Here is a 25,025-nt window from a genome sequence, read left to right as displayed (position 1 = left end):
GGGAGCTCGTGAACCGACGCCGCCACGCCACTGCCGCGATCACCGTGATCTGCGCCCTGACCGTGCTGGCCTCTCCCGCGCTGACCCTCCAGGCCGCCGCCGCGCCGCTCCCGCCTCCCCCGCCGAAGAAGAGCCTGGAGGAGGTGCGCGCGGAGATCGACGACCTGTACCGGAAGGCCGCCGTCGCCACCGACGCGTACAACCTCGCCGAGGAGAAGACCGAGGAGCAGTCCGCCGAGATCGTCCGGCTCGCCCGGATGATCGTGGACGGCCGCGAGAAGATCGCGGACCTCAAGGCCAAGGCCGGCGCCCAGGCCCGCGCCCAGTACCGCAACGGCGGGCTCCCCGACGGCGCGCAGCTCGTCCTCACGAACGACCCGCAGCTCTTCCTCGACGCCACCGGACGGCTCAAGGCCGGCGCCAAGGCCACCCACGACCTCCTGGGCGAGATGACCCGCGCCCAGGCCGAGTTGGACACGTACGCCCAGGACGCCAGCACCAACTGGACCAGGCTGGAGGCCAACCGCGTCCGGCAGGCGAAGGCGAAGAAGGAGATCAACGACAAGATCGCCGCCGCCAAGAAGCTGGAGTCCGAGCTCGCCGCCGAGGAGCGCGAGCGGCTGCGGCTCCTGGAGGTGCAGGCCCAGAACCGGGCCCAGACGACCTGGCTCGGCACCGGCGTCCTCAAGGACCTGAAGGAGGGCGCGACCGCGGAGGGCAGGAAGGCGGTCGAGTTCGCGACGGGCCAGATCGGCAAGCCGTACGTCTGGGGCGCCGAGGGACCGCGTTCGTACGACTGCTCCGGGCTGACCCAGCGCGCCTGGGGCGCGGCCGGCCGGGACATCCCGCGCACCTCGCAGGAGCAGTGGCGGCTCCTGCCGCACGTGGACATCAAGGAGATGCGGCCCGGCGACCTGATCGTCTACTTCGAGGACGCGAGCCACATCGGGATGTACGTGGGGAACGGGATGATCGTGCACGCGCCGCGCCCGGGGCGGAACGTGACCCTCGCGGGCGCCGGGTCGATGGAGATCCTGGGAGTGGTCCGCCCGACGTGACGCGTCCTCCGTCACCGGGCCGCCCGACGTGACACGAGCCACCTTCGCGGTCCGGCGGGCGTGACGGGAGCCACGTCCGGGGCGTGACGTTTCTCATGGGTCCGGAGCCCCCGTGCGGACCGTACGGGGGCAAGTACCTCCCCTTCCGCGGCATATGCCAAGCACGGCGCGCCCTCTCAGGGGCTGATCACCATTCCGCTGCGCACCGCCCTACCGCTATGGTCCGGGACGGGCGGGACGCCACCCGGCGCCCTGCGCACCCTCGGGGGGAGGGAAGGAAACCCGGACCGATGCCCGTATCCGTACCGCGCCAGAGAAACGTCTCTGCCGCTGCGGGACCCGGCGACACCACCCCAATGGACGCCACTCCCATGACAGGCACAGTCACAGGCACCGATCGCAGCGATCTCACTCTCCTGGTCGTCGAGGACGACCCGGCGGGTGCCCTCGCCGTACCCGAACTGCTCGACGCGGCCGACGCCGCCGGCACTCGGGTCCGCATACGCACCGCCCGGAACCTCACCGAGGCCGAGCGGCTCCTCACCGACGACGTCCACTGCGTCCTCGTCGACCTCTCGCTGCCCGGCCCCCGCGCCGCCGCGGGCGACGACCCGCTCGCCCCGCTGCGGCACATCCTGCGCCTCGCGCCGCGCCACGCGGTCCTCGCGCTCGCGGCCTCCGCCGACGCCGAGCTGGCGGCCGAGGCGGTGCGCGTCGGGGCCCAGGACCACCTCTTCCGCGAGGAGCTCGACGGGCGGCTGCTCAGCCGGGCCATCCGGTACGCCGTCGAACGCAAGCGGGCCGACGCCGTCCAGGTGAAGCTCGCCGAGTCCCGGCTGCGTGCCCAGGAGAACGCCCGGCTGGAGCGCGGCCTGCTGCCGACGCCGCTCCTGGAGGGCTCCGACCTGCGGTTCGCCTCCCGCTACCGGCCCGGCCGCTCCCGCGCCCTGCTCGGCGGCGACTTCTACGACACCGTCCGCACCCCCGACGGCACCGTCCACGCCATGATCGGCGACGTCTGCGGGCACGGCCCCGACGAGGCCGCGCTCGGCGTCGAGCTGCGGATCGCCTGGCGGGCCCTGACCTTCGCGGGCCTCTGCGGGGACGAGCTGCTCTCGACGATGCAGCAGGTCCTGGAGCACGAGCGGGAGAGCGAGGAGATCTTCGCGACCCTCTGCACCGTCGACATCGCGCCCGACGGGCGCCGGGCCGGGCTCTGCCTGGCCGGCCACCCCTCGCCGCTGATCGCCCGGCAGGGGCGGGCCGCCCGCCTCCTCCCGTACGAGGACGGCGGCCCGGCCCTCGGACTGCTGCCGCGCGCCCGCTGGCCGCGCCGGCAGGTCGAGCTGGGCGGGGCGTGGAGCCTGCTCATGTACACGGACGGGCTCATCGAGGGCCGCTCGGCGGGCCCCGGCTCGCCGCGGCTCGGCCAGGACGGGATGGTCGAGATGATCAACCGGCAGCTGGCCTCGGGCCTGCGGGGCGAGGAGCTCCTGGAGGCGGCCGTGACGGAGGTCCGGTCCCTGAACGGCGGCGAGCTGACGGACGACGTCGCCGTCCTGGCCCTGGAAAGGGACAGGACCCGGGGGTGAGTGCCTCCCGGGTCCCGCCTTCGCGCTTTTCGCCTGCCTACCGGCCGCCGTTGTAGGGGCCGTACGGTCCGTCGCTGCTGGAGCCGCCGCCACGGCGGCCGCCACGGCCTCCGCCGGAGACCTGCGCGAGCGCGGGGCGCACGTCCACCATGAAGACGATGGCGGCGATCAGCCCCGCGATCTGCAGGAACAGCATCGGCAGCAGCAGGTTCAGGACGAGGTTGACGCCCAGGATGATCAGCCAGAACTTCTTCGTCTGCTTGTCGGCGGCCCGGTAGGCGTCCTCGCGCGCCATGGCGGCGAAGACGAGCGCGGCGACGGCGAAGCCGGTGAAGACCAGGAACATCACCAGGGAGAGAAGGGAGTCGAATCCCGCGCGCAACATGCTGAGCACCGCCTAGGGGGATGGAGAGAGAGCGCCTCGCGGTCAAGGTACCCGGTACAACGCACCGGGTACCCGAATTGGTGCCCGTCCTACTCCTTCTCGGCGGCGACGGCCGTCTTCCTGGCGGGGGCCTTGCGGGCGGTGGTCTTCCGCGCGGGCGCCTTCCCGGCCTCGTCCGCCCGGGCCTCCGGCTTCTCGTCCGCCTTCGCCTCGGACCCCGCCTTCGCCTCGGACTCCGGCTTCTTCGCCGGCTCCGGCTCGACGACGACGGCGATCTCCGTGATCTCCTCGGCGACCTCGCCGCGCCAGGCCCGGACGGCCTCCTCGCCGTGCGCGGCGACTTCCTCGTACTTCTCGCGCGCCTTGACCGCGTACTCGGCGGCGACGCCGACCCCGCGCAGGGCCAGGTCCTGGGCGGTCTCGCCGAGCTTCTTGAGGTCGGTGTCGAGGCCGCCGACGACCTCGGCGAACTTCGACTGCACGGTGGCCTGGGCCTCCTTGGCCTGCGCGGTCACCTTCTCCTGCACGGCCTTCGGGTCGGTCTTCCGTACGGCGTCGATGCGGGCCGGCGCCTCGGCGGCGAGCTGCTCGATCAGGCCGGGAACCTTCTTGGCCTGCCGCACGGCGAGGTCGGCGGTGCCGGCGGCGAAGTAGAGGGGGGTACGCAGTTCGTCGATGATGGCCATGCTGGTGGTCCTCCCGGATGTGACGTACTGGGACGTACTAGCTCGAAGGCGGCACGGCGTCCTTGTCGGCCGCGGCGGCATCTGCGGCGTTCTCCTTGCGGAAGGAGTCGTAGATCTGGAGCAGCACCTGCTTCTGCCGCTCGTTGATCGAGGGATCGGCCAGGATGACGGCGCGCGTCTCCAGCTCCTCCCGCTCCTTCTCGTCGAGGATCCCGGCCCGTACGTAGAGCGTCTCGGCGGAGATCCGCAGCGCCTTCGCGACCTGCTGCAGGACCTCGGCGCTGGGCTTCCGCAGCCCGCGCTCGATCTGGCTGAGGTACGGATTCGACACCCCGGCGGCGTCGGCGAGCTGCCGCAGGGAGAGCTGCGCGGTCCGCCGCTGCTCGCGGAGGTACTCGCCGAGATTGCCGACGTTGAGCGATGCCATGCCCCCGACCATGCCAGTCGCTGCTAACTATTGCAAGCACCCGCTTGCAAAAGTCGCGTCCGGGGCGGGGCGGGCCGTGCCATGCTGGGGGCGTGGACCTGGACGATCTGAAACGCCTGCGCCGCGCGCGGGACACGATGGACCGCGACTACGCGTCGCCGCTGGACGTCCCGGCCCTGGCCAGGATCGCCCTGATGTCGACCGGGCACTTCGCCCGCAGCTTCCGCACCGCGTTCGGCGAGACGCCGTACAGCTACCTCATGACCCGCCGCGTCGAGCGGGCGAAGGCGCTGCTGCGGCGGGGCGACCTGAGCGTGACCGAGGTCTGCTTCGAGGTCGGCTGCACCTCGCTCGGATCGTTCAGCTCGCGCTTCACCGAACTGGTCGGCGAGACGCCGAGCGCGTACCGCGCGCGGAGCCACGACACGCGGAGCCACGAGGAGGACGCCGCGATCCCCGCGTGCGTCGCCAAGGTGCTCACCCGGCCGGTGAAGAACGGCGGACCCGCGCGCGGCGCCGAACCGGTCAGGAACGGAGAAGCGGCTCCGAGCGCCTCCCCGTAGCGTCGACGGCATGAACGAGATCAAGCTCTCACAGTGCTTCATCACCGTCGACGACGCCGACAAGGCGCTCGGCTTCTACCGCGACGCCCTCGGCCTGGAGGTCCGCAACGACGTCGGCTACGAGGGGATGCGCTGGGTGACCCTGGGCTCGCCCGCGCAGCCGGACGTGGCGGTCGTCCTGGAGACCCCGCTCCCCGACCCCAACGCCTCGGAGGCCGACCGCCGGGCGGTCACGGACCTCCTCGCCAAGGGCCTGCTTCGCGGCGTGATCTTCTCCACCGATGACGTCGACGCCACCTTCGAACGCGTCCGGGCGGCCGGCGGCGAGGTGCTCCAGGAGCCGGTCGACCAGCACTACGGCGTCCGCGACTGCGCCTTCCGCGACCCGGCCGGCAACATGATCCGCTTCGCCCGGCCCAAGGCCTGAACCTCCGCTCCGGGCCCCGCCGTGCCAGCATGTGCGGAGCCCGACGAGGAGGAACGGCATGACAGTTGACGAGCTGGACGACATCACGAACCCCCGGCGGCGAGCGGACGTCCTCGACGAGACGGCCGTCCCGGGGCCTGGGCGCTTCACCGGTCCCGCGACCGGGGACGAACTGCCCATGCTCGCCGGGTTCCTGGCGGACCAGCGGGCCACCCTGGTCCTCAAGTGCGCGGGCCTGGAGGAGGAGCTGGCCCTCAGGGCGGCGGAACCGTCGACCCTGTCCCTGCTCGGCCTGGTCCGGCACTTGGCCGACGTCGAACGCCACTGGTTCCGCGAGATCCTCGCCGGTCAGAAGGACGCGCGCCCCCTCTTCTCCTCCCCGGAGGACCCGGACGGGGACTTCGACGGCGCCACGCCCGACCCGGCGGCCGTCGAAGAGGCCTGGGAGGCCTGGCGGGCGGCGGTGGACTTCTCCGACCGCTTCACGCGCGAGGCGCCGCACCTCGACGTCTCGGGCGAGGACGCGTGGCGCGGGAGGGTCTCGCTGCGGTGGGTACTCGTCCACATGATCGAGGAGTACGCGCGGCACAACGGCCACGCGGACCTCCTCCGGGAGCGCATCGACGGCACGAGGGGGGTGTAGCCCCGGCCCGTCGCGCCCCTCCGCTCCACTGGCGGTGCCCATCCCGCACCCCCGTTGTGGGCAGTCGTTCCGCTGGGGCGGAACGGGTGGGCACAACGGACGGCGCCCTTGCCGGCGCCCGAGGCTCCCGCGCCTGAACCCGCACCCCGTGCACAGCTCCCTGGTGGTGCGGGTCCAGGCGCGGGAGCCGAGGCCCCGCTGAGGGCGCCGTCCCGTTGTGCCCACCCTCCCCCAAGCTCTCGGCTTCGCTGGGGCAGGAGGGACCCCCCTGCCCCAGCGGAACGACTGCCCACACGGGCGGAAGCGCGGCCCGCACGGGCGGGGCGAGGGGCGCCACCCCGTCAGGCGCGGCGCCCGCGCGGCAGGGGTCGCCGCAGAGTCGTCCGCTTCGCGACCATCCGTGACGGATCGATTCTCGTTACGCTGGCGGACATGACTTCCATGGCCCCCACCCGCACCGAACCCGACCTCTCCTACCTCCTCGACCACACCAGTCACGTCCTGCGGACACGCATGGCGGCCGCGCTCGCGGAGATCGGACTCACCGCGCGCATGCACTGCGTGCTGGTGCACGCCCTGGAGGAGGAGCGGACGCAGGCGCAGCTCGCCGAGATCGGGGACATGGACAAGACCACGATGGTGGTGACCGTCGACGCCCTGGAGAAGGCCGGCCTCGCCGAGCGCAGGCCGTCCGCCACCGACCGCCGGGCGCGGATCATCGCGGTGACCGAGGCGGGGGCCGAAGTCGCCCACCAGAGCCAGAAGATCGTCGACGCCGTCCACGAGAGCGCCCTCACCTCCCTCCCCGACGGCGAGCGCGAAGTCCTGCTGCGCGCCCTGGACCGGCTGGCCACCGGCCATCTGGAGACCCCCGTGGAGAGCCCGACGCCCGCCCGCCGGGCCCGCCAGCGCGGATAGGACCGTCAGTCGTTCCGTAAAAAATAGTCTGCAACAAAACCTTCTGCTAACGTCTCTCCTGTCGCCTCCGACGGACAGGAGAGTTCCCCATGCCCGCCACCACGCCTCCCAGCCCCCGCCTCGCCCTCGGCGTCCTCGCCACCGGCATGCTGATGACGGTCCTCGACGGCAGCATCGTCACCGTCGCCATGCCCGCCATCCAGGGCGACCTCGGCTTCACCCCCGCCGGCCTCAGCTGGGTCGTCAACGCCTACCTGATCGCCTTCGGCTCGCTCCTCCTCCTCGCCGGCCGCCTCGGCGACCTCGTCGGCCGCAAGCGGATGTTCCTCGCGGGCACCGGGATCTTCACCGCCGCCTCCCTCCTCGCCGGCGTCGCCGCCTCCCCGGCCGTCCTGATCGCCGCCCGCTTCCTCCAGGGCGTCGGCAGTGCGACGGCCTCCGCCGTCGGCCTCGGCATCCTCGTCACCCTCTTCACCGAACCGCGCGAACGCGCCCGCGCCATCGCCGTGTTCAGCTTCACCGGCGCCGCCGGCGCCTCCCTCGGACAGGTCCTCGGCGGCGTCCTCACCGACGCCCTCGCCTGGAACTGGATCTTCTTCATCAACCTGCCCATCGGCGCCGCCACCCTCCTCGTCGCCCTCCGCGCCCTCCCCGCCGACCGCAGCCTCGGGCTGAAGGCCGGCGCCGACGTCGCCGGCGCGCTGCTGGTGACCGCCGGCCTCATGGCCGGGATCTACGCCGTCGTCAAGATCGAGGAGTACGGGGCCGGTTCGGTGCACACCCTCGGCTTCGGGGCCCTCGCCCTCGTCCTCCTGGCCGGCTTCCTGCTCCGCCAGGCGAAGGCCGCGAACCCCCTGATGCCGCTGCGGATCCTCCGCTCCCGCAACGTCGCCGGCGCGAACGCCGTCCAGATGCTGATGGTCGCCGCGCTCTTCTCCTTCCAGGTCCTCGTCGCCCTCTACCTGCAGAAGGTCCTCGGCTACGGGGCCGCCGGGACCGGCTTCGCGATGCTGCCCGCCGCGCTCGTCATCGGCGCCGTCTCACTCGGCGTCTCGGCGCCCCTCATCGCCCGCTTCGGCGAGCGGAACGTCCTGCTCACCGGCCTCGTCCTGCTCGTCGGCGTCCTCGGCCTGCTGACCCGCGTCCCCGTCCACGCCTCGTACGTCACCGACCTGCTCCCCGTGATGCTGCTCGCCGCCGGCTTCGGCCTCGCGCTCCCCGCCCTCACCGCGCTCGCCATGTCCGGCGCGCGGGAGGAGGACGCCGGCCTGGCCTCCGGCGTCTTCAACACCACCCAGCAGATCGGCATGGCCCTCGGCGTCGCGGTCCTCTCCACCCTGGCCGCCGCCCGCACCGAGTCCCTCACGGCGGCCGGCCGGCCCGGACCCGAGGCGCTGACGGGCGGCTACCACCTCGCCTTCGGCGTCGGCGCCGGTCTCCTCCTCCTCGCCCTGGGCATCGCCCTCACCGTCCTGCGCCCGGCCGCCGAGAAGCACCGGCAGAAGACCGGACAGGAGAACGGGCAGGAGAACGGGCAGATGACAATGGCGGCATGAGAGCCGACCGACTCGTCGCCGCCCTGCTCTTCCTCCAGACCCGGCGGCGGGTCACCGCCGCCGAACCGGGCGTGTCCGAGCGCACGGCCCGCCGGGACCTCGAAGCGCTCGCGAGCGCCGGGACCCCGGTGTACTCGCGGGCGGGACAGGGCGGCGGCTGGTCGCTCGTCGGCGGAGCCCGTACCGACCTGACCGGCCTGACCGCCCCCGAGATCCGCGAGTTGTTCCTGCTGACCGGGCCCGACGCGGATGCGAGCCCGCGGACCAGGACCGCCCTCCGCAAGCTCGTCCGGGCCCTCCCCGCTCCCCTCCGCGAGGGCGCCGAGGCCGCCGCCCGCGCCGGGATCGCCGACGGCACCGACTGGACGGGCGCGGAGACCGAGGAAGCCCAACTGGCCCTGCTCCAGCGGGCCGTGGTCGACGCCAGGGAACTGCGCATCGGGTACGCGCGTCCCGGCCGCGCCCCGCGCGAGCGGACCGTCCAGCCGCTGGGCATCGCAGCGAAGTCCGGGGTCCGCTACCTCCTCGCGGACACGGCCGAGGGCCTGCGGGCCTTCCGCGTCGGCCGGGTCACCTCGGTGGCCGAGACCGGCGCCCCCGCCGCACGTCCCGAGGGCTTCGACCTCGCCACCGCCTGGCGCGCGCTCGCCGCCCGCATGGAGGACCGGATGGTCGCCGCGACGGTCCGGGGCCGGGCCGCGCCGGACACCGAGTCCGTCCTGGAGGGCCTGCTCGGCGGGCGCGTACGGTACGGGGAGAGCGGCCCGGACGGCTGGACGCCCTTCGAGGCCGACGGCCCCTCCCCCGAGGTGATCGCCGCCCGGCTGGCCGGTCTCGGCGCCCGCGTGGAGCCCCTCGACCCGCCCGGGGCACGCACCGCCCTCGCCCGGATCGGCGCCGAACTCACCGCGCTGTACGGGGAGTCGGCGCCAGGAACTCCGGAAGCTCCCGCTCGTGCACCAGCGCGAGGCGCGACACCGCCCGGGTGAGCACCACGTACAGCCGGTTCGCGCCGCGCGCCTCGGCCGCCATGATGGCGGCCGGTTCGACGACCACGACGTGGTCGAACTCCAGGCCCTTGACGACGGTCGCGGGCAGCACGGTCACCCGTTCCCCGTACCCCTTCACCTCCTCGGCCACCGCGTCGACGAGGTGATCGGCCGTGACGACCCCCACCGAGCCCTCCGCCGCGAGCGCGGCCCGCACGGCCTCGCGGGCCCCGGTGGCCAGGTCCGTCGTCCGGTGGACCGTCACCTCGCCGTCCCGGCGCACCGAACGTCCGGCGGGCACGTCGGCGCCGAGCAGCGGCAGGAGCCGGTTGGCGAGGTCGACGATCGCCGCCGGCACCCGGTAGCCGAGGGTCAGCGGCACGACGGGCGTCCCGGGCTTGCCCAGGTGCGCCAGCTGCTCGTGCCAGTCGCGGGCCGCCCACGGGGTGGTGCCCTGGGCGAGGTCCCCGAGGACGGTGAGCGAACCGAACTCGGTGCGACGGGCGATGGCCCGGCACTGCATGGGCGAGAGGTCCTGGGCCTCGTCGACGACGACGTGCCCGTAGCTCTCGGGGCGCTCGATCAGGCCCGCGAGCTCGTCGAGGAGGACGAGGTCGGCGGCGGTCCAGCGCGCCGAGCGGTACGAGCGGGGCGGCCGCGCCCAGCGGATCGCGGCGAGCTCGGCCCCGGTGAATCCGCCCCCCGCGAGCGCCGGACCGGAGGCATCCGTCAGGCCCCCTTCGAGCGCCGGACCGGCCGGATCCGTCAGTACCTCCGTGAGGACCTCCTCCGGTGTCGTCCTCGGCCAGCACCGGTCGAGGAACGCCGTCACCGGCCGCGCCCGCTCGATCCGCCGCGCCCAGGCCGCGCCCATCGGCCCCGAGCGGCGTTCGGCCCGGAGCTGGAGGGCCCGGACGACGCGGGCGCGGACCCGTTCGCGGCCGGTCGCGTAGGGCGGGGCCTCCTCCCGTACCGCCGAGACGATCGCGGCGAGCTCCGCCGCGGGAAGCCGCCAGTGGTACGAGCCGTCGGGGACGGCCAGGTCCTCCGCCGGGGCCGCGTCGACCCTGCCGTACAGCGCGCGGTGCAGCAGCCCGGCCATGCGGGCGTCGTGCTTGACCCGGGCCGCCGCCTCGTCGTCCTCGGCCCGGACCTGATGGCGGGCGATCTCCTCGTCGAGGGTGGCCTGCCGGATCCCGGTCTCGCCGAGCGAGGGCAGCACCTCGGCGATGTACGAGAGGAAGGCCCGGTGGGGGCCGAGGACGAGGAGGCCGGAGCGGCGGATCCGCTGCGGATGCGTGTAGAGGAGGTACGCGGCCCGGTGCAGGCCCACGGCGGTCTTGCCGGTGCCGGGGGCGCCCTGCACGCACAGGGAGGCGGCCGGCTCGGAGCGCACGAGGTCGTCCTGTTCGGGCTGGATGGTGGCGGCGATGTCCCGCATGGGGCCCACGCGGGGGCGCTCGATCTCGCCGGTGACGAGGGCGCTCACCGTCCCGCCCCCGCCGTCCGCGAGGAGTTCGTCCTCCAGGGCGGTCAGGTCCTCGGTCGCGCCGGCGCTGTTCGGGGCCCAGCCGAAGCGGCGGCGGCGCAGGACGCCCTGCGGGTCGTGGGCGCCGGCCTGGTAGTAGGCGCGGGAGACGGGCGCGCGCCAGTCGACGACGAGCGGCGGGGCGGCCGGGTGCTCGGCGATCCGGCGGCGGCCGATGTGGTGGATCTGGCCGTCCTCGCGGTCGAGGCGGCCGAAGAACAGCGGTCCGGGCGGCTGTTCGCCCATCTCCTTGGCGCGGCTGCGCAGGTGGTAGCCGAGCGCTTCGGCGTCGGCGCCGGAGGCGGCGACGTCCTCGCCGGTGACGACCTGCTCGGCCACGTCCTCGGTCATGCGGATCAGGGCGGCGCGGCAGGCGTCGTGGTGGGAGCGTTCGCGGGCGAGCTCATGGTCCGGTGACGTCATTCCGACGAGCCTAGCGGAAAGTGTTACCGGGTTACATTTTTTACTTGGTCGCATCGATGGCCGGAGGACGGCCCCTCCCGGACGATCAGTACGGCAGCCCCTCCCGCAGCGACCGGAACGCCGCCTCCGCCGCCGCCACCGCGTCCCCCGCCACCGCGTCCACGGTCTCGCCGGCCGTCAGCCGCACCACGTTCTCGTTCGCCAGGACCCGCAGCACGGCCACGATCTGCCCGGCCGCGAGCCGCGCCGGCAGCGGATCGCCGCCGAGCGCCCGCGCGAGGGCCTCCTCCGACCGCTGCTGGTAGCCGTGGATCCCGGCGAGCAGGGCCGGCGTCCCGTACAGGAGCCGGTGGTACGCCAGGACCGCCGGCACGTCACAGAGCCCGGTGACCGGATCGCGCCGCTCCAGCCCGTCCACCAGGTGCTCGTACAGCGCGTCGAGCGGCGCCGCACCCCGCGCCCGCCCGGCCTCCACCACGCGCGCGGACTCGTCCTCGTGGTCGGCGAACCGGTGCAGGACCAGGTCCTCCTTGGCGGGGAAGTAGCGGAAGAGGGTCGGCTTCGAGACCTCGGCGGCGGCGGCCACCTCCGCGACGGACACCGCGTCGAAGCCCTTCTCCAGGAAGAGCGCGATGGCCGCGTCCGACAGGGCCCGCCGGGTCCGCGCCTTCTTCCGCTCGCGAAGACCGGCCGGGCCGGTCACACCGTCCTCCGCCACCGGGCGCCTCCTTCGTAGGACGGCCATCCTAGGTCCGGAAGGCCGCGCCGACGGCGCCCGGGCCTCAGAAGACGTCGGGCGAGAAGGGCCGCAGCGGAGTGCGGAACAGCAGATCGGCACGGGCGGCCGCACCGGGCGTCAGCTCCTCCACGCGCCCCAGCCGGGCCAGCCGTACCGCGGACTCGTCACCGAACGCGAGCGTGCCCACCTCCGCGACGTCGAGGGCGAGATCGGCCGGCCCGGCCGTACGGACACAGGACGCGCCCGCCGGGGACGCGTCGAGCCGGAAGCGCCCGCCGGCGAGCCCGTCGGCGTCCCGCACCTCCAGGACGAGGCCGTCCTCCACCGGATACGTCCGGCCCTCCAGGACCCGGACCACGTCCAGGACCCGGACCCACAGCATGTCCGCGTGCGTCAGCACCCTGGCCGCGCGCGGATCGGGCAGCAGCAGCGGCAGCGGGTCGTCCGGCGCCCGGTAGCCCGAGCGGACCGTGGCGATCCAGTCGATCGAGCACATGTAGTGCCACAGGGCACGCTCGGCGGCCGGAGTGACCGCGACGAGGTCCCGCACGGTCGCCGTGTTCACCGGCTGCTTCGCGTCGTCCCACTTGTCGTCGGCGGTGTACGCGACGTATCCCCCGACCTCGCCGGAGGCCGACCGGTACACCGCGTAGTACGGCTCCCGCCACGGATCGCTCTGGTAGCCGAGCCCGGTGCCGCGCTCCCAGTCCCGCTTGTCGCGGTGGGTGACCCCGGCGCGGACGCCGGCCAGCCGGCGGTGCACCCCGGGCCCCACCTCGCGGATCTCGTCGCCGTCCGTCAGGTCGATCCTGCCGCCGTCCTCCGGGCGGCCCGAGCGGCGCGGATCGAGACCCGCCCGGTTCACGTCGACGCTCCACTCGGTGGTCCAGCTCGCCGGACCGAAACCGAACCGACCGTAGATCGGGTACTCGGCGGCGATCAGGGTCGCGATCGCGTCGCCCCGCTCCTTCGCCGCGGCGAGGTCCGCGGACATCATCCGGCTCAGCAGCCCGCGCCTGCGGTGCGTCGGCGAGACCGTGACCTGGGTGATCGCGTCGGCGGTCAGGCTGCCCCCGCCGACCGTGCTGACCTCCTGCCGGAAGGACCGGAAGGTGGCGACGATCCGGCCCCCGTCGAAGGCGCCGAGCGTCCGGGCGAGGTCCGCGTGGGCCAGCCGGTCCGCGACCTCCTCGTCGGAGACCACCGGGGTCCTGAGGAAGCCGGTGCGCAGCGCCCGCTGCCAGTCGTGGAACTCGGACTCCGTCACCGCGCGCACGTCGACAGTCATCTTCCGACCCTACGCACGGCGCGGCCGGCCCCGCACCCGACTTTTCCCGGCCCCGGTCAGGCCAGCAGGTCGTCGACCTGCGCCTCGCCCTCCCGGTAGCGGCGGGCGATCTCCGCGCTGCAGTCGTCGGCGGTCCGCTGGAGGTGCTGCCGGCGCCGCGAGACCTGCTGCTCGTACCCCGCGAGCCTGCCCATAGCCGCGTGCAGCTCGTCGTCCGTCCGGGCCGTCAGGTCCGACAGCTCGACCTCCGACAGCATCTCGTTCGCGAGCCGCCGGTACTCCTCGCCGCGCGGGGTCGACAGCGTCACGTGCCGCGCCGAACTGCGGTGCCGCGAGGGCACGTCGGCCAGGATCTCGGAGAGCCGGTCGAGGACCGGGGCCTCCGGATCGGTCCGCCGCGCCAGCTCGGCCCGCAGGATGTCGATCCGGCCCTGGAGCATCCGGCGCACGTAGCTCAGATCGGCCTCGTCGCTCTGCGCGTCCCGGCGCAGCGCCCGCAGCTCGGGCAGCCGCAGGGCACCGAGGTCGGGCTGCGTCCGGTCCGCCGGCTCGACGGCCCGCTGCGCGGGTGGGCGCGTCACGGGTCCTCCGCCCTGTCCCCCGCCCCGGGCTCCGGAGCGGATCAGCGGTACGGGACCGGACGGCGTCGGCCCGGTGCCAGGTGCACTCATGAGAATCGTCCCCTCGACCGGTGCGGTCGGCCGCACCGCCTCACACGCATGGTGCCACTCCTGCCCGCGCGCGTGCAGGCGCTCTGCACCCGTTCGGCCCCTCGTCCTTCGGCCCGGGGCCCGCTCGGTAGGTTGGTGCGCATGCGAGCAGTGGTGCAGAGGGTCGACGGCGCGAGCGTCGTCGTCGCAGGGGAGACCGTCGGGGAGATCGCCGGCGAAGGGCTGTGCGTCCTGGTCGGGGTGACCCACGACGACACCCCGGAGAAGGCCGCCCAATTGGCCAGAAAGCTCTGGTCCGTCCGGGTACTGGACGACGAGAGGTCGTGCTCCGACGTGAACGCGCCGCTGCTCGTCGTCTCCCAGTTCACCCTCTACGGAGACGCCCGCAAGGGCCGCCGCCCCACCTGGAACGCCGCGGCCCCCGGCCCGGTCGCCGAACCCCTCGTCGACGAGGTCGTCGCCCAGCTCCGCAAACTGGGCGCCCACGTGGAGACGGGCCGCTTCGGAGCGAAGATGAGCGTCTCCCTCACGAACAACGGCCCGTTCACGGTGCTGCTGGAGGTGTGATCAGGGCTCGACGACCGTCTCCTGGGCCGCCGCCGTCGTGCCGGCGATCAGCGGAGCGTCCACCGGGACGTTCCGCTTCACCAGCGCCAGGGCGATCGGCCCCAGTTCGTGGTGGCGGACGGCCGTCGTGACGAAGCCGAGCTGACGGCCCTCCTCGCCGTCGGACGCCAGCCGCAGCGGGGTGCCGTGGGCGGGCAGCAGGACCTCGCTGCCGTCCAGGTGCAGGAAGACCAGGCGGCGCGGCGGCTTCCCCAGGTTCTGCACCCGGGCGACGGTCTCCTGGCCCCGGTAGCAGCCCTTCTGGAGGTGGACGGCGCTGCCGATGAGGCCGACCTCGTGCGGGATGGTCCGGTGGTCGGTCTCGAAGCCGAGCCGCGGCCGGTGCGCCTCGACCCGCAGCGCCTCGTACGCCAGGATCCCGGCGGCCGGCCCGTGCGAGGCCGCGAAGGACTCCAGCTCGGTGCGGGGCAGGAACAGGTCGCGGCCGTGCGGGGTCTCCCGTACGACGGCGCCCTCGGGCACCTCGGCGATGGAGCCGGCGGGCAGGTGGACGACGGCGAAGTCCTCCGTGCGGTCGGCGACCTCGACCCGGTAGAAGAACTTCATCGACTCCAGGTACGCGATGAGCTCGGCCCGCGTCCCCGGCTCGACGTGCGCCCACACCGTCTCGCCGTCGTCGACGAGGTACAGGGCGTGCTCGATGTGCCCGTTCGCGGAGAGGATCAGCGCCTCGGTCGCCTGCCCGGGCGGCAGCTCGGTCATGTGCTGGGTGACGAGCAGGTGCAGCCAGCTCAGCCGGTCGTCGCCGGAGACGGTGACGACCCCCCGGTGCGAGAGGTCGACGAAGCCGTCGCCCTCGGCGAGGGCTCGCTGCTCGCGGAACAGGTCGCCGTAGTGCGCGGCGACGCCTTCGTCGCGGCCTTCGGCGGGGACGGCGCCGGGCAGGGACAACAGAGGGCTCTTCATGTAAGAGAGCCTACGACCCGGCGGCGGCGTCCTTGCCGGAGTCCTCGTCCAGGCCCTTGCCCGAGCAGTCCCGGCACCGGCCGAAGATCGCGAAGTGCTTCATGTCCGTCTCGAACCCGAAGGTCTCGCGGAGCTTCCCGGTGAACTCGGCGGCCACCTCGACGTCCGCCTCGATCACCTCGGAGCAGTCCCGGCAGACCAGGTGCAGATGGTGGTGCCGGTCGGCGAGGTGATAGGTCGGGGCGCCGTGCCCCAGATGCGCGTGACTGACCAGACCCAGCTCCTCCAGGAGCTCCAGGGTCCGGTACACGGTGGAGATGTTCACCCCGGAGGCCGTCCTGCGGACCTCGCCGAGGATGTCGTCCGGGGTCGCGTGCTCCAGCCTGTCCACGGCTTCCAGGACAAGCTGGCGCTGCGGCGTCAGCCGATAGCCGCGCTGCCGCAGGTCGCTCTTCCAGTCGGTGCTCACCACGCCCCCCAGTGTAGGAGGGACGGCCCCGCGCCGGGCCCCCGCAGAGTCACCGGTCCGAAGCCTCCGCGTCGTGCTCCCCGCCCCTCGTCATCGTGTCCGTCAGGGCGTCGCGGAGCTCCCGCGTCGCACGCACCACGGCCTCGTGCGCCCGGATCTTCTCGTCCAGGGCCCTGAGCGTCCGCCCCACCCGCCGCTGTTCCGCCAGACCCGGCAGGCGTACGGGGAGCTCGGCGAGCAGGCGCATCGAGAGGTGCTGAATGGTCGATCCGGCCGCGGCACGGCCGATCCATTCCTGTGAGGCGGACGAGGAGAGAAAGGCCAGAAGGTATTCCGGGTCGACGGACTCGGGCGTGCGCACCCGGAGCCGGATCAGCGACGGGCCGTGCAGCCACCCCTGTTCGTCCGGGGTTGTCAGGGCGACACGTCCGACCGTCCCTGACCGGGTCATGAGGAGGTCGCCGACGGTGACGGCATACCTCCTCAGCCGTTCCGCCTCGTGCACGGGCACGTGGCGGGAGGGCGACGCCGTCAGCCGGTGGTCGACGAGGTCGACGGGATGGATGACGGGCAGCCCCTCGGCCGCGTACTGGTCCGGCTTCAGCGCCGGCATCCCGCTCTGGACGTCGCAGATCTCGCCCAGGGGCACCGTCGGAGCGCTCCGCGAACGGCCCGCTTCTCGCGAAGCGCCCGCTTCCCGCGGATGATTCACGCTCTCCACCAGCCCTCCTTCTGGAGTTCGGACAGGATCTCCCGCACCCGCCCATCCGCCTCACGGGCCTGCTCGTCGCGGCGCGCGAGGTCGTCGGTCAACCGGCCGATCCGCGCCGCCACGTCGGACGTGCTCCCCGGGCCCACGGCAGCGACGTGCAGGACGGGGCTGAGCAGCCAGTCTCTGGCAGCCAGGGTTCCGGGGGACACCGAGGCACTGAACCCGCTCCGCCCGGAGAAGGCCTTTCCTCCGGCCTGGGCCGCCCGCCATCGGAGGCAGACATCCACGACGGAGGCGACATCGGCCGTCGAGAGGACACGCCGGACACGGTCGGCCATGCTGCCGAGCGACGCCCCGTCGACGAACAGGACGTCCCCGGGGGCACCGGTGGGACTGCGCAGCAGCCACAGGGTCACCGGGATGCTCGTGGCCCTGCCGAACAGCTGCGGCGGCAGCGCGATCAACGCCTCCACCGCACCGCTCTCGACCATGGCGGCGCGAATGGCACGCTCGGCCGGGTTGGCCGACTGCGCGGCGATGTTCGGCATCAGGACGGCCGCCCTGCCTCCCGGCGCGAGCGCGGAGACGGCGAGCTGGAGCCAGGCGAAGTTCCCGCTGTGCCGAGGAGGCGTGCCGTACGGGAAGTACCCCTCGTAGCCGTACGGATCTTCGCTGCGCTGGTTGAACGGCGGGTTGCTCACGACCCCCGAGTACCGCTGTCCGGGCTCCGGCCACCAGAAGCCGCGGGCGTCCACCGTGTGGCCGGTGTCGCGGAGGGTCAGCCGCATGCGGGCCAGAGTCGCGTCCTCCGCCTCACCGCTCACCCCACGCAGGGCGAGCGGCGCCCCCGGCGCCCGCTCCCGCTCGACGGCGGCGCAGGTGTCCAGGATCTCCCCCGTGCGGCAGAAGGGGTCGAGAATCGTCCTCTCGGTTCCGTCATCGCTCGCGGGCAGCAGTTCGGCCATCAGGCGGCGCACCGCCTGGGGCGTCACCAGGTCGCTGCCGTGCCGCCCCTCGATGCCGCTGCGCTGCTCGACGAGCCAGTCGAACGCCTCGATCGCCGTGTCGCGGTCCCAGCCCTCGGCGGCGAGCACCTGAGCCGCGAACTCCGCGGAACTTTCATGCCGCCACCGTTCGCCGACGGGCCCTCCCAGGTCCGCCGCTTCGATGCCGTCTTCGGCGAGGGCCCGCCGCACGGCCCACCACACGTCGCCGGACCGGGACAGTTCGTCGGCGGGCCGGACGGCGATGACGTACGTGACCGCGATCAGCAGGTCGAGGACGCGCTCCGTGCTTCTCTCGCCCCGGAGCCTGTCGAGGATGTGCGTGAGAACGGTCTGCGGGCTGGTTCGCGAACCGGCCCCGAGGGAGGCCAGGAACCGATCCCCGTAGGTGGTCCCCTCCAGCTCGCCCGCCTGGAGCCCGCTGACCGGGATCCGCCTGGTCGCGAGCCACGCCGCCACGTCGGAGGCCCGGAACGTGTCCGCCGCTCCCGTGCCGGTCCGTACGGAGTCGACGGCCTGTGGGAAGTCGTCGTGGCGGCGGGCCCAGTTGGTGACGGCAGGGCGGTTCACGCCGGCCAGGCGAGCGATGTCCGACCGGGTGACCAGTCGTTCGGCGAGTGGACGCACAGGAGTCACCTTCTCAGAACCGGGGCGGCCGGCGGCCGCGCAGCGCATCGCGCTTGGCCGCGAGCACCGCCGGGAAGCGGTCCATCGACCGGACCTCCTTGGCGAGATCCTGGTTCACGTACCCCATGATCCGGTAGAGCTTGGCGTGGTCCTCCCGCAGGTCGCGATGGTGGATCGGCTCGTGGTGCATGATGCGGTTCCGCAGCAGCACGAGCGACAGGACCTGGTCGTCGAGCACGTCTCGACGACCCCGGTAGCCGGGAAACGCCTTGTGCACGGCGGGGACCCAGAAGTCCCGGCTGTTCCAGCGCGTCAGCAGCTGCCGCCAGAAGCCGAAGGACAGTTCGGCGACGATTTCGTCCGGCGTACCGGCCTTCCCCCGGTCCTGGCAGGCGCGGCGTGCTTCGTCCACCTTGCGCAGCCCTCCGCTTCTGAGCGGAGCCACGGTCCACCAGTCCGGGCGCCCGTGGAACTCCGTCAGCCGGTCGTGGACCGCATTGCGGAGAGCGACCTCCAGGCAGTGGAACGGCCCGAACAGCGCGGCCGACGCCTCCACGTTCCACCAGTACAGGCGGAGGGCCGCCGTACGGTCCCCACCCGTGAAGTCCGTGTAGGCACGGAGCCTGGCTTCCGAGAAGACCTCGGACATCCATCCGGGCAGCTCTTCCTCCATATTTCCCCCCTCGCTGATGACGAATGCCGATGAACGGCCCGTGGCGGACCACCACGCCAGGCGCTATGCTTCCCGGGAACGCTTCAGGATCGCCTCTGCTTCGGCATGCCACCTGAAGCACGGCTTGCAAAACCCCCGGCCACGCCTCATGCGGCCGGGGGTTTTCCGTTACCGGGCCCCGCATCCATGAAGGTACCCCGCAGCGCCCCTCACCGCAAGAGGATGACAGTCACCTGTCTTTTGTTAACCCTTGGCTCGCGTCGGCCCGGGTTAACAACTCCGGGCCCGCCGACCAGCAGGTCGATGGGCCCGGAGAGGGGAACGTGAGGATCGCCGCTCAGGCGATCGTCGGCCTCAGCGGAAGAAGGCGATGCCGTCGTCCGGCATGTCGGGCAGGTTGCGGGCCATCTCCGCGACCTCCTCCGGCGTGACGACCTTCTTCAGGTGCGCCGACATGTACGGGCGGAGCGGGACCTCGGGGGTCGCCTTCTCACCGACCCACATCAGGTCGCTCTTCACGTAGCCGTAGAGCCGCTTGCCGCCGCTGTAGGCGTCCGAGGCCGCGGTCCGGGCGACGGCGTCCGTCGCCAGGTCGATCTGCGGCTTCTGGTCGGCGAGCTCGCCGTACCAGATCTCGACGATTCCCTGGTCGCGGATCATGACGACCTCGACCTTGCGGTCCTTGTCGATCCGCCAGTAGCCGCTCTCGCTCTCCAGCGGACGGACCTTGTTGCCGTCGTTGTCCAGGACCCACGAGTGCGAGTGGTACTCGAGGAAGTCCCGGCCGTCGTGGCTGAAGGTCACGGACTGGCCGAAGTTGCACTTCTCGGCGCCGGGGAAGTCGGAGACGCCCGCGCCCTCCCACGTACCGAGCAGGAACGCGAGGGGGACGAGGTCCGGGTTGAGGTCGGACGGGATCTCGATCATGAGCAGCTCTGGCGTTCTCTAGAGGTGGTTACCGCTGGCCCTGGTACAGCTTCTTCACGGTCAGACCGGCGAAGGCGATCACGCCGACGGCGACCAGGACCAGGAGAGTTTCGAAGAAAACGATCACGGGGTGCTCCTCGACTGAGCGGTGAAGGCGGAACGGGCCGGACCCCAGCTTAGTGGGCGGGGGTCCGGCCCACCCTGTGAGGTGGGTCTAGCGGAGCGCGGCTAGCCGAGCAGCTGCGCCTGGAGCGCGACCGTCTGCTGGAACGGCACCGTGAGCGTCCCGCCCTTCCGGGTCTGGGTGACCACCGCGAAGGCGTCCCCGGCCTGGATGTAGGCCCAGCGGGTCTGCTCGGGGCCGTACGGCGCCTTCTCCCGGTAGGAGTAGATGGAGAGGTTCGGCACGTCGACGTCCTGGGTGGACGTGTCGATCTCCGCCGACTCGACCCCGGCCGGCAGCCGGCCGTCGCGGAAGACCTCGCGCGTGGCCTCGTCCTTGAGGGCCTCCGCGTACGCCACCGACGAGAACCGCAACAGGTGGATCCGGGTGGTCGTGCCGTCGGGCGTGGTCCAACCGCGGGCGGCGACGTGCCGGAGCGCCGAGTCGGCCAGGTACTCCTTCACCGTGCCCCGGTCCTTCTCCGTGAGCAGCGCGAGGTACGAGTCGACGCCGGTCCAGTCACCCTTCAGCTTCGGGTCGACCGTGGCGCCCGCAGGGGCCGGCAGCAGGAGTTTCCGCAGGTCGGCGTGGTGGATCTCGCCGTCGTTGCCGTCGGTGAACGGCCGCGGGGCGCCCTCGGGCAGCGCCGGAAGGGCGAGCTTCGGGTACTCCCAGCGCCCGTCGGACTCGGTCGCGAGCCCCGGCACGTCGGTGCGGTCCATGGCGGTGATCCCCATGGCCGTACCGGCCCCGACACCACCGCAGACGAGCACGGCGGCGGTCCAGCGGGCGATGCCCCGGAGGAGGGGCTTGCGGGACTTCTTCGGCTTGGCCGGCGCGGCCCCGGCCTGCGGCTCGGCGGCGGGCTCGGCCACCGCCTGCGCGGGAACGAGCGTCTCGGTCTGGATCTGCTCGGTCATACGTACTCCCCCGGGGATGCGATGTGGTCCAGCTGCTGCGTCAGCAGCTTCGCCACTCGCGCCTTGTCGAACGGCTTGGCGCCCGCCGCCGTCATGGTGACGAAGACCTCGGAGTCGTACGCGAGGCAGATCATCTCGTCCAGCGCCGCGGCCCGCTCCTCCTTGTCCAGCGAGTCGTCCACGGGCGCCGTGTAGCAGACGGCGTTCCGGTGGTCCTTCACCTTGGGTCCCTTCGGGAACTCCAGGGCGTCCATGACCCCCTTGCGGATCCGGTAGCTGGTCTTGATCTGCTTCTTGTCCTTCATCCGCGCGAGCTCGAACGTGACGACGACGTCGTTGTCCGGGTCGGCGAAGGAGCGGACCCCGATGCCCTCGATGCCGAGCTTGTCGACGTCCTTCTCGAACGCGCGGCGCTTCTTCCCGGACAGCCCCTCGCCCGCCTGCTTCATCAGCGCGGTGGCCTCCGCGGCGCCGAGCTCGCCGTCGTTGCCGTACAGCTCCTCGTCGGGGCCGAACTCGTACCCCTCCGGCAGGGGCAGCAGGAGCCTGCTCAGCGGCGTGCCGGCCTTGCCGCGCGCCAGGGCGGTGGCCGGGTCCTCGTTCTTCCCGGTCTCCTCCGCCGTGTCCCACAGCCGCGTCGGCGCGGTGCGGTCGGCCGAGGAGACGGTGACGGCGGTGTACGTGACGCCGCCGCCGATCAGGCCGAGGACGAGCACGGAGGGCAGGACGACGCCGAGCAGGATCCGCCGGGCACCCCGCTTCCCCGTCTTCGGCTCGGTCGGCTCCGTGGGAGCCGTCGGCTCCGTGGGCTCGGTCACGGTTTCGGTCACGTCGTTCCGGTCCTCACTCACAGGCGCCCCAGCTGTCGCTCGGCCAGCGAACGGATCTCCTTCTCGGAGATCTTCTTCGTGTCGAACATGAAGATCTCCACCGCGATGTCACCGCGGTGGAAGTAGGCCCGGGCCTCGTAGATGTCCAGGTAGCCGGCCTTCCGACGGACGGGGAAGACGTAGTAGCGGCCGTTGGACGAGCCCTTGAGGGCCGTGCCCTCGCTGCGGGCGTACTTCTCCTCCGGCATGTAGGCCTGCTGGTCCTCGGTGTGCTCCTGCGCGCCGAGGGTGTCGCCGGCGCGGTACTGGACGAGGCGGACCTCGGTCCGCCGGTGCTCGCCCGACGCCCAGGACGTCGCGGCGACCCGCCGGATGCCGAGGTCCAGCTGGTAGGCGAGGGCGGAGCTGGGCCTCTTGAAGTCCGAGGCGTACACGGGCACCGACATCCAGCCGTCGACGTTGTCGGCGAACTCGTCCTTCTTCGCCCCGGCCGGCTTCGCCACCAGCAGCTTCCGCAGGTCGCCCTGCGCCTTCGCCTGGCGGTCCTCCTTCGCCGACAGCGGCGTCGGCTCCTGCCCCTTCGGCAGCGGCTTCGCCGGGTACGCGAGGCCGGGCTGGTTCAGCGGCGGCAGCGCGGTCGGTTCGCGGTCGGCCTGTATGCCGTAGCCGACGGCGGTGCCGCCGACGAGGCCGATGACGGCGGCGACGGCGATCAGCCCGACGGTGCGGAGGACCCGGCGGCGCGGCCGCTGGACCGGAGATGTGGGTTCCGGAGCCGTCTCCGGCTCGGGCGGTGATGTTGTATCCGTATTTGGGATACTTTCTTCGATACTCAAGAGTCCCCCCACGAGACCTGAAGCGCGGATTCCGTCACCCGCGCACACAGCTGACACGCGAGGGACGCATGAGGTTGCAGTGCCGCGCATTACAGTTCGGCATATGGCGAAGAAGCTCGTGATCAAGGTGACCGCAGGGGCCGACGCCCCCGAACGCTGCTCCCAGGCCTTCACGGTGGCCGCCGTCGCCGTCGCCAGCGGCGTCGAGGTCTCGCTCTGGCTGACCGGCGAGTCCTCCTGGTTCGCCCTCCCGGGCCGCGCGGCGGAGTTCGAGCTCCCGCACGCCGCGCCGCTGCCGGACCTGATCGACTCGATCCTGTCGGCCGGCCGCATCACACTCTGCACGCAGTGCGCGGCCCGCCGCGAGATCACGGAGGAGGACGTCCTGGACGGCGTCCGCATCGCGGGCGCGCAGGTCTTCGTCCAGGAGGCGCTGTCCGACGAGACCCAGGCCCTCGTCTACTGATCCACAGGGCCTACGGCTCCCGGCGCTTCTTGCCGTCGAGCTCGTCCCACCACTCGTCCGACTTCGGGTCCCCGGACGGATCGTCCCACCAGCGGTCCTCCGGGCCCCGGCGGTTCGCGATCATCGCGGCGACCGGGGGGATGACCATGGCGACGACGCACATGCCGATGGCGACCGGCATGGAGAACAGGCGCACGACGGCCCAGGCGCCCACGAAGAGGGCCAGACAGGCGCCCATCATCCAGAAGTAGACGTGCCGACGTCGCGCGTACACACCTTCAGCGTACGACCGGGCCCCGAACGCGGACAGACCGGAGGGCCGTGCCTCAAGACCTGGAATGGCGTCCAACCCCCCAGGAGGCACGGCCCTCCGGCCGTTCGGGTGCGGTGCGTCACCGCGCTCGCGGATCAGACCGCGATGGCCACGTCCGTCAGGCTGCCGGCCTCGGTGACGACGACCTTGCGGTCCGCCTGGGCACCGGGGACCAGTGCGCGGAGGGTCCACTCGCCGGTCGCCGCGTAGAAGCGGAACTGGCCGGTGGCCGAGGTCGGGACCTCGGCGGTGAACTCGCCGGAGCCGTCGAGGAGGCGCACGTAACCGGTGACGGGCTCGCCGTCCTTGGTCACCTGGCCCTGGATGGCCGTCTCACCGGGCTTGAGCGTGCTGACGTCGGGGCCGCCGACCTGAGCTCCACACATGTTCGCTGTCCTGTCCTGAAGAAGAAGTGGGGTTACTTGTTGGCGCCGAGCTCGATCGGCACGCCGACGAGGGAGCCGTACTCGGTCCAGGAACCGTCGTAGTTCTTGACGTTCGGGACCTCGAGCAGCTCGTGCAGGACGAACCAGGTGAGCGCGGAGCGCTCGCCGATGCGGCAGTAGGCGATGGTGTCCTTCGCCAGGTCGACCTGCTCGGCCTCGTAGAGGGCCTTGAGCTCCTCGTCCGACTTGAAGGTGCCGTCGTCGTTGGCGTTCTTCGACCACGGGATGTTGCGGGCGCTCGGCACGTGGCCGGGGCGCTGCGACTGCTCCTGCGGGAGGTGCGCCGGGGCGAGCAGCTTGCCGGAGAACTCGTCGGGCGAGCGGACGTCGACCAGGTTCTGGGCGCCGATCGCGGCCACGACGTCGTCGCGGAAGGCGCGGATGGAGGCGTCCTGGGGCTTGGCCTTGTACTCGGTGGCCGGGCGGGTCGGGACCTCGGCGACGAGGTCGCGGGAGTCGAGCTCCCACTTCTTGCGGCCGCCGTCGAGGAGCTTGACGTCCTGGTGGCCGTAGAGCTTGAAGTACCAGTAGGCGTAGGAGGCGAACCAGTTGTTGTTGCCGCCGTAGAGGACGACCGTGGTGTCGTTCGCGATGCCCTTGGCCGAGAGGAGCTTCTCGAAGCCCTCCTGGTCGATGAAGTCGCGGCGGACCGGGTCCTGCAGGTCCTTGGTCCAGTCGATGCGGATGGCGTTGCGGATGTGGTTCTTCTCGTAGGCCGAGGTGTCCTCGTCGACCTCGACGACGGCCACCTGCGGGTTGTCGAGGTTGGCCTCGACCCAGTCCGCGTCGACCAGGACGTCGCTGCGAGCCATGCTGTTCTCCTCCGGGGCAGTGTGCGGGGGTGTGCTGCGGTGGTGCGGGTGTGGTGCGGTACGCGTCGTCGCGTGCGTACGGACAGCGGACGTGCGTACGGCTCTGCACAGGGCGGCCCCGACGTCAGTCGACGGGCCTGAGGGATACGGGAGTTGGCGTCCCGCTCAGACGGAGCGACAGAGCATGGCGGCGACGCGGCACAGGTCTACTGCCCGCCGCTTCGTGAGATCCGCCTGTCGCTTCATGCCCTCGATCGTAGGGACGGACAGGCGGCCGTGTCACCGGTGTGTCGTATTTTGAGACGCGATCGTCCGAAGTGCGAGACGCGATCACCCCGGAAGTCGGCTCCGGACGCCTCCGCGGCGAGGTGTCCGCTTCTCCTTCTGCGGATCGGACGGCC

Annotated in this window: 30 protein-coding genes; 10 read left to right on the top strand and 20 right to left on the bottom strand. The window is 72.4% G+C overall.

Features of this window, described 5'->3' with window-relative positions:
- Positions 1–8: 8 nt before the first annotated feature.
- Together K7G60_RS24755 and K7G60_RS24750 are read left to right on the top strand one after the other, a co-directional pair.
- Positions 9–1,058 (top strand): C40 family peptidase, encoded by a 1,050-nt coding sequence (locus tag K7G60_RS24755; protein WP_225803145.1) that lies wholly within the window; start codon positions 9–11, stop codon positions 1,056–1,058.
- 356 nt (positions 1,059–1,414) lie between these two features.
- Positions 1,415–2,650, top strand: coding sequence for a PP2C family protein-serine/threonine phosphatase (locus K7G60_RS24750; protein WP_225803144.1), 1,236 nt, complete (start codon positions 1,415–1,417; stop codon positions 2,648–2,650).
- 37 nt (positions 2,651–2,687) lie between these two features.
- Here K7G60_RS24750 and K7G60_RS24745 read toward each other — a convergent pair whose 3' ends face one another.
- From K7G60_RS24745 to K7G60_RS24735, 3 genes are all read right to left on the bottom strand, one after another.
- Positions 2,688–3,035, bottom strand: coding sequence for a DUF2516 family protein (locus K7G60_RS24745; RefSeq protein WP_225803143.1), 348 nt, complete (start codon positions 3,033–3,035; stop codon positions 2,688–2,690).
- Positions 3,036–3,124: 89 nt separating this feature from the next.
- Positions 3,125–3,721, bottom strand: a complete 597-nt coding sequence (locus K7G60_RS24740; protein WP_225803142.1) for a hypothetical protein — start codon at positions 3,719–3,721, stop codon at positions 3,125–3,127.
- A gap of 37 nt (positions 3,722–3,758) precedes the next feature.
- Positions 3,759–4,148 carry a helix-turn-helix domain-containing protein gene (locus K7G60_RS24735; RefSeq protein ID WP_225803141.1) on the bottom strand — a complete coding sequence of 130 codons (390 nt, stop codon included), beginning with the start codon at positions 4,146–4,148 and terminating at the stop codon, positions 3,759–3,761.
- Between the two features lie 92 nt (positions 4,149–4,240).
- Between K7G60_RS24735 and K7G60_RS24730 the strand changes: the two genes are divergently transcribed.
- The 6 genes from K7G60_RS24730 to K7G60_RS24705 all read left to right on the top strand — a co-directional run bounded on the left by K7G60_RS24730 (position 4,241) and on the right by K7G60_RS24705 (position 9,244).
- Positions 4,241–4,711 (top strand): helix-turn-helix domain-containing protein, encoded by a 471-nt coding sequence (locus tag K7G60_RS24730; protein ID WP_225803140.1) that lies wholly within the window; start codon positions 4,241–4,243, stop codon positions 4,709–4,711.
- 10 nt (positions 4,712–4,721) lie between these two features.
- Positions 4,722–5,138, top strand: a complete 417-nt coding sequence (locus tag K7G60_RS24725; protein ID WP_225803139.1) for a VOC family protein — start codon at positions 4,722–4,724, stop codon at positions 5,136–5,138.
- A gap of 58 nt (positions 5,139–5,196) precedes the next feature.
- Positions 5,197–5,781 carry a DinB family protein gene (locus K7G60_RS24720; protein ID WP_374115673.1) on the top strand — a complete coding sequence of 195 codons (585 nt, stop codon included), beginning with the start codon at positions 5,197–5,199 and terminating at the stop codon, positions 5,779–5,781.
- A 432-nt stretch (positions 5,782–6,213) separates the two neighbouring features.
- A complete protein-coding gene (locus K7G60_RS24715; protein ID WP_225803138.1) occupies positions 6,214–6,699 on the top strand; it encodes a MarR family winged helix-turn-helix transcriptional regulator in 486 nt (161 codons plus the stop codon).
- An 89-nt stretch (positions 6,700–6,788) separates the two neighbouring features.
- On the top strand, positions 6,789–8,255 hold the full coding sequence (locus K7G60_RS24710; RefSeq protein ID WP_225803137.1) for an MFS transporter: 1,467 nt from the start codon (positions 6,789–6,791) through the stop codon (positions 8,253–8,255).
- Positions 8,252–9,244, top strand: a complete 993-nt coding sequence (locus K7G60_RS24705; RefSeq protein ID WP_225803136.1) for a YafY family protein — start codon at positions 8,252–8,254, stop codon at positions 9,242–9,244. Before K7G60_RS24710 ends, K7G60_RS24705 begins: the two co-directional genes overlap by 4 nt.
- Here K7G60_RS24705 and K7G60_RS24700 read toward each other — a convergent pair.
- The 4 genes from K7G60_RS24700 to K7G60_RS24685 form a co-directional block, all read right to left on the bottom strand.
- Positions 9,159–11,195: an AAA family ATPase gene (locus tag K7G60_RS24700; protein ID WP_225803135.1), complete on the bottom strand. Its 2,037-nt coding sequence runs from the start codon at positions 11,193–11,195 to the stop codon at positions 9,159–9,161. The genes K7G60_RS24705 and K7G60_RS24700 overlap by 86 nt on opposite strands.
- Before the next feature lie 85 nt (positions 11,196–11,280).
- The gene (locus tag K7G60_RS24695; protein WP_374115672.1) at positions 11,281–11,940 is read right to left on the bottom strand and encodes a TetR/AcrR family transcriptional regulator; all 660 of its coding nucleotides are present in this window, start codon (positions 11,938–11,940) and stop codon (positions 11,281–11,283) included.
- 37 nt (positions 11,941–11,977) lie between these two features.
- Positions 11,978–13,222, bottom strand: a complete 1,245-nt coding sequence (locus K7G60_RS24690) for a GNAT family N-acetyltransferase (protein ID WP_225803133.1) — start codon at positions 13,220–13,222, stop codon at positions 11,978–11,980.
- A gap of 56 nt (positions 13,223–13,278) precedes the next feature.
- Positions 13,279–13,893 (bottom strand): ABC transporter substrate-binding protein, encoded by a 615-nt coding sequence (locus K7G60_RS24685; protein WP_225803132.1) that lies wholly within the window; start codon positions 13,891–13,893, stop codon positions 13,279–13,281.
- A 141-nt stretch (positions 13,894–14,034) separates the two neighbouring features.
- Here K7G60_RS24685 and dtd point away from each other — a divergent pair, with 141 nt between their 5' ends.
- Entirely contained in the window at positions 14,035–14,460 is a 426-nt protein-coding gene (gene dtd / locus K7G60_RS24680; protein WP_225803131.1) for a D-aminoacyl-tRNA deacylase, read from the top strand.
- Here the strand turns inward: dtd and K7G60_RS24675 are convergent, their stop codons facing one another.
- From K7G60_RS24675 to K7G60_RS24635, 9 genes are all read right to left on the bottom strand, one after another.
- Positions 14,461–15,426 (bottom strand): folate-binding protein YgfZ, encoded by a 966-nt coding sequence (locus K7G60_RS24675; RefSeq protein ID WP_225803130.1) that lies wholly within the window; start codon positions 15,424–15,426, stop codon positions 14,461–14,463.
- Between the two features lie 10 nt (positions 15,427–15,436).
- Positions 15,437–15,898 (bottom strand): Fur family transcriptional regulator, encoded by a 462-nt coding sequence (locus K7G60_RS24670; RefSeq protein WP_225803129.1) that lies wholly within the window; start codon positions 15,896–15,898, stop codon positions 15,437–15,439.
- Positions 15,899–15,944: 46 nt separating this feature from the next.
- Entirely contained in the window at positions 15,945–16,544 is a 600-nt protein-coding gene (locus K7G60_RS24665; RefSeq protein WP_225803128.1) for a restriction endonuclease subunit S, read from the bottom strand.
- A gap of 59 nt (positions 16,545–16,603) precedes the next feature.
- Positions 16,604–18,181 carry an N-6 DNA methylase gene (locus K7G60_RS24660; RefSeq protein ID WP_225803127.1) on the bottom strand — a complete coding sequence of 526 codons (1,578 nt, stop codon included), beginning with the start codon at positions 18,179–18,181 and terminating at the stop codon, positions 16,604–16,606.
- A gap of 70 nt (positions 18,182–18,251) precedes the next feature.
- Positions 18,252–18,911 (bottom strand): hypothetical protein, encoded by a 660-nt coding sequence (locus K7G60_RS24655; protein ID WP_225803126.1) that lies wholly within the window; start codon positions 18,909–18,911, stop codon positions 18,252–18,254.
- Positions 18,912–19,265: 354 nt separating this feature from the next.
- On the bottom strand, positions 19,266–19,838 hold the full coding sequence (locus K7G60_RS24650) for an FABP family protein (protein ID WP_225803125.1): 573 nt from the start codon (positions 19,836–19,838) through the stop codon (positions 19,266–19,268).
- A gap of 228 nt (positions 19,839–20,066) precedes the next feature.
- The gene (locus tag K7G60_RS24645) at positions 20,067–20,921 is read right to left on the bottom strand and encodes a hypothetical protein (RefSeq protein ID WP_225803124.1); all 855 of its coding nucleotides are present in this window, start codon (positions 20,919–20,921) and stop codon (positions 20,067–20,069) included.
- Positions 20,918–21,751, bottom strand: a complete 834-nt coding sequence (locus K7G60_RS24640; protein WP_225803123.1) for a hypothetical protein — start codon at positions 21,749–21,751, stop codon at positions 20,918–20,920. Before K7G60_RS24640 ends, K7G60_RS24645 begins: the two co-directional genes overlap by 4 nt.
- A 17-nt stretch (positions 21,752–21,768) precedes the next feature.
- On the bottom strand, positions 21,769–22,587 hold the full coding sequence (locus K7G60_RS24635) for a hypothetical protein (RefSeq protein ID WP_225803122.1): 819 nt from the start codon (positions 22,585–22,587) through the stop codon (positions 21,769–21,771).
- 103 nt (positions 22,588–22,690) lie between these two features.
- On the opposite strand from K7G60_RS24635, the gene K7G60_RS24630 reads away from it, so the two are divergent.
- Positions 22,691–23,053: a DsrE family protein gene (locus K7G60_RS24630; protein ID WP_225803121.1), complete on the top strand. Its 363-nt coding sequence runs from the start codon at positions 22,691–22,693 to the stop codon at positions 23,051–23,053.
- Positions 23,054–23,063: 10 nt separating this feature from the next.
- Here K7G60_RS24630 and K7G60_RS24625 read toward each other — a convergent pair whose 3' ends face one another.
- From K7G60_RS24625 to K7G60_RS39470, 4 genes are all read right to left on the bottom strand, one after another.
- The gene (locus tag K7G60_RS24625) at positions 23,064–23,363 is read right to left on the bottom strand and encodes a DUF3099 domain-containing protein (RefSeq protein WP_263986279.1); all 300 of its coding nucleotides are present in this window, start codon (positions 23,361–23,363) and stop codon (positions 23,064–23,066) included.
- A gap of 98 nt (positions 23,364–23,461) precedes the next feature.
- The gene (locus tag K7G60_RS24620) at positions 23,462–23,752 is read right to left on the bottom strand and encodes a DUF1416 domain-containing protein (protein WP_030693674.1); all 291 of its coding nucleotides are present in this window, start codon (positions 23,750–23,752) and stop codon (positions 23,462–23,464) included.
- A 32-nt stretch (positions 23,753–23,784) separates the two neighbouring features.
- On the bottom strand, positions 23,785–24,624 hold the full coding sequence (locus tag K7G60_RS24615) for a sulfurtransferase (protein ID WP_225803120.1): 840 nt from the start codon (positions 24,622–24,624) through the stop codon (positions 23,785–23,787).
- Between the two features lie 165 nt (positions 24,625–24,789).
- On the bottom strand, positions 24,790–24,870 hold the full coding sequence (locus K7G60_RS39470; RefSeq protein ID WP_350497993.1) for a putative leader peptide: 81 nt from the start codon (positions 24,868–24,870) through the stop codon (positions 24,790–24,792).
- Between the last annotated feature and the right edge of the window lie 155 nt (positions 24,871–25,025).

The organism is Streptomyces sp. NK15101, assembly GCF_020400725.1.
Classification (GTDB): Bacteria; Actinomycetota; Actinomycetes; order Streptomycetales; family Streptomycetaceae; genus Streptomyces.
Note: the sequence above shows the minus strand (reverse complement) of the source record. Positions and strands in the feature narration are given on the sequence as shown.

What these genes read in the sequence shown, in the direction of transcription:
- K7G60_RS24630 (WP_225803121.1), top strand. Translation starts at nt 22,691, where the DNA reads ATGGCGAAGAAGCTCGTGATCAAGGTGACCGCAGGGGCCGACGCCCCC.
- K7G60_RS24685 (WP_225803132.1), bottom strand. Translation starts at nt 13,893, where the DNA reads ATGAGTGCACCTGGCACCGGGCCGACGCCGTCCGGTCCCGTACCGCTG.
- K7G60_RS24690 (WP_225803133.1), bottom strand. Translation starts at nt 13,222, where the DNA reads ATGACTGTCGACGTGCGCGCGGTGACGGAGTCCGAGTTCCACGACTGG.
- K7G60_RS24695 (WP_374115672.1), bottom strand. Translation starts at nt 11,940, where the DNA reads ATGGCCGTCCTACGAAGGAGGCGCCCGGTGGCGGAGGACGGTGTGACC.
- K7G60_RS24735 (WP_225803141.1), bottom strand. Translation starts at nt 4,148, where the DNA reads ATGGCATCGCTCAACGTCGGCAATCTCGGCGAGTACCTCCGCGAGCAG.
- K7G60_RS24750 (WP_225803144.1), top strand. Translation starts at nt 1,415, where the DNA reads ATGGACGCCACTCCCATGACAGGCACAGTCACAGGCACCGATCGCAGC.
- K7G60_RS24740 (WP_225803142.1), bottom strand. Translation starts at nt 3,721, where the DNA reads ATGGCCATCATCGACGAACTGCGTACCCCCCTCTACTTCGCCGCCGGC.
- K7G60_RS24700 (WP_225803135.1), bottom strand. Translation starts at nt 11,195, where the DNA reads ATGACGTCACCGGACCATGAGCTCGCCCGCGAACGCTCCCACCACGAC.
- K7G60_RS24720 (WP_374115673.1), top strand. Translation starts at nt 5,197, where the DNA reads ATGACAGTTGACGAGCTGGACGACATCACGAACCCCCGGCGGCGAGCG.
- K7G60_RS24675 (WP_225803130.1), bottom strand. Translation starts at nt 15,426, where the DNA reads ATGAAGAGCCCTCTGTTGTCCCTGCCCGGCGCCGTCCCCGCCGAAGGC.
- K7G60_RS24745 (WP_225803143.1), bottom strand. Translation starts at nt 3,035, where the DNA reads ATGTTGCGCGCGGGATTCGACTCCCTTCTCTCCCTGGTGATGTTCCTG.
- K7G60_RS24615 (WP_225803120.1), bottom strand. Translation starts at nt 24,624, where the DNA reads ATGGCTCGCAGCGACGTCCTGGTCGACGCGGACTGGGTCGAGGCCAAC.
- K7G60_RS24620 (WP_030693674.1), bottom strand. Translation starts at nt 23,752, where the DNA reads ATGTGTGGAGCTCAGGTCGGCGGCCCCGACGTCAGCACGCTCAAGCCC.
- K7G60_RS24705 (WP_225803136.1), top strand. Translation starts at nt 8,252, where the DNA reads ATGAGAGCCGACCGACTCGTCGCCGCCCTGCTCTTCCTCCAGACCCGG.
- K7G60_RS24715 (WP_225803138.1), top strand. Translation starts at nt 6,214, where the DNA reads ATGACTTCCATGGCCCCCACCCGCACCGAACCCGACCTCTCCTACCTC.
- K7G60_RS24725 (WP_225803139.1), top strand. Translation starts at nt 4,722, where the DNA reads ATGAACGAGATCAAGCTCTCACAGTGCTTCATCACCGTCGACGACGCC.
- K7G60_RS24655 (WP_225803126.1), bottom strand. Translation starts at nt 18,911, where the DNA reads ATGGAGGAAGAGCTGCCCGGATGGATGTCCGAGGTCTTCTCGGAAGCC.
- K7G60_RS24650 (WP_225803125.1), bottom strand. Translation starts at nt 19,838, where the DNA reads ATGATCGAGATCCCGTCCGACCTCAACCCGGACCTCGTCCCCCTCGCG.
- K7G60_RS24645 (WP_225803124.1), bottom strand. Translation starts at nt 20,921, where the DNA reads ATGACCGAGCAGATCCAGACCGAGACGCTCGTTCCCGCGCAGGCGGTG.
- dtd (WP_225803131.1), top strand. Translation starts at nt 14,035, where the DNA reads ATGCGAGCAGTGGTGCAGAGGGTCGACGGCGCGAGCGTCGTCGTCGCA.
- K7G60_RS24710 (WP_225803137.1), top strand. Translation starts at nt 6,789, where the DNA reads ATGCCCGCCACCACGCCTCCCAGCCCCCGCCTCGCCCTCGGCGTCCTC.
- K7G60_RS39470 (WP_350497993.1), bottom strand. Translation starts at nt 24,870, where the DNA reads ATGAAGCGACAGGCGGATCTCACGAAGCGGCGGGCAGTAGACCTGTGC.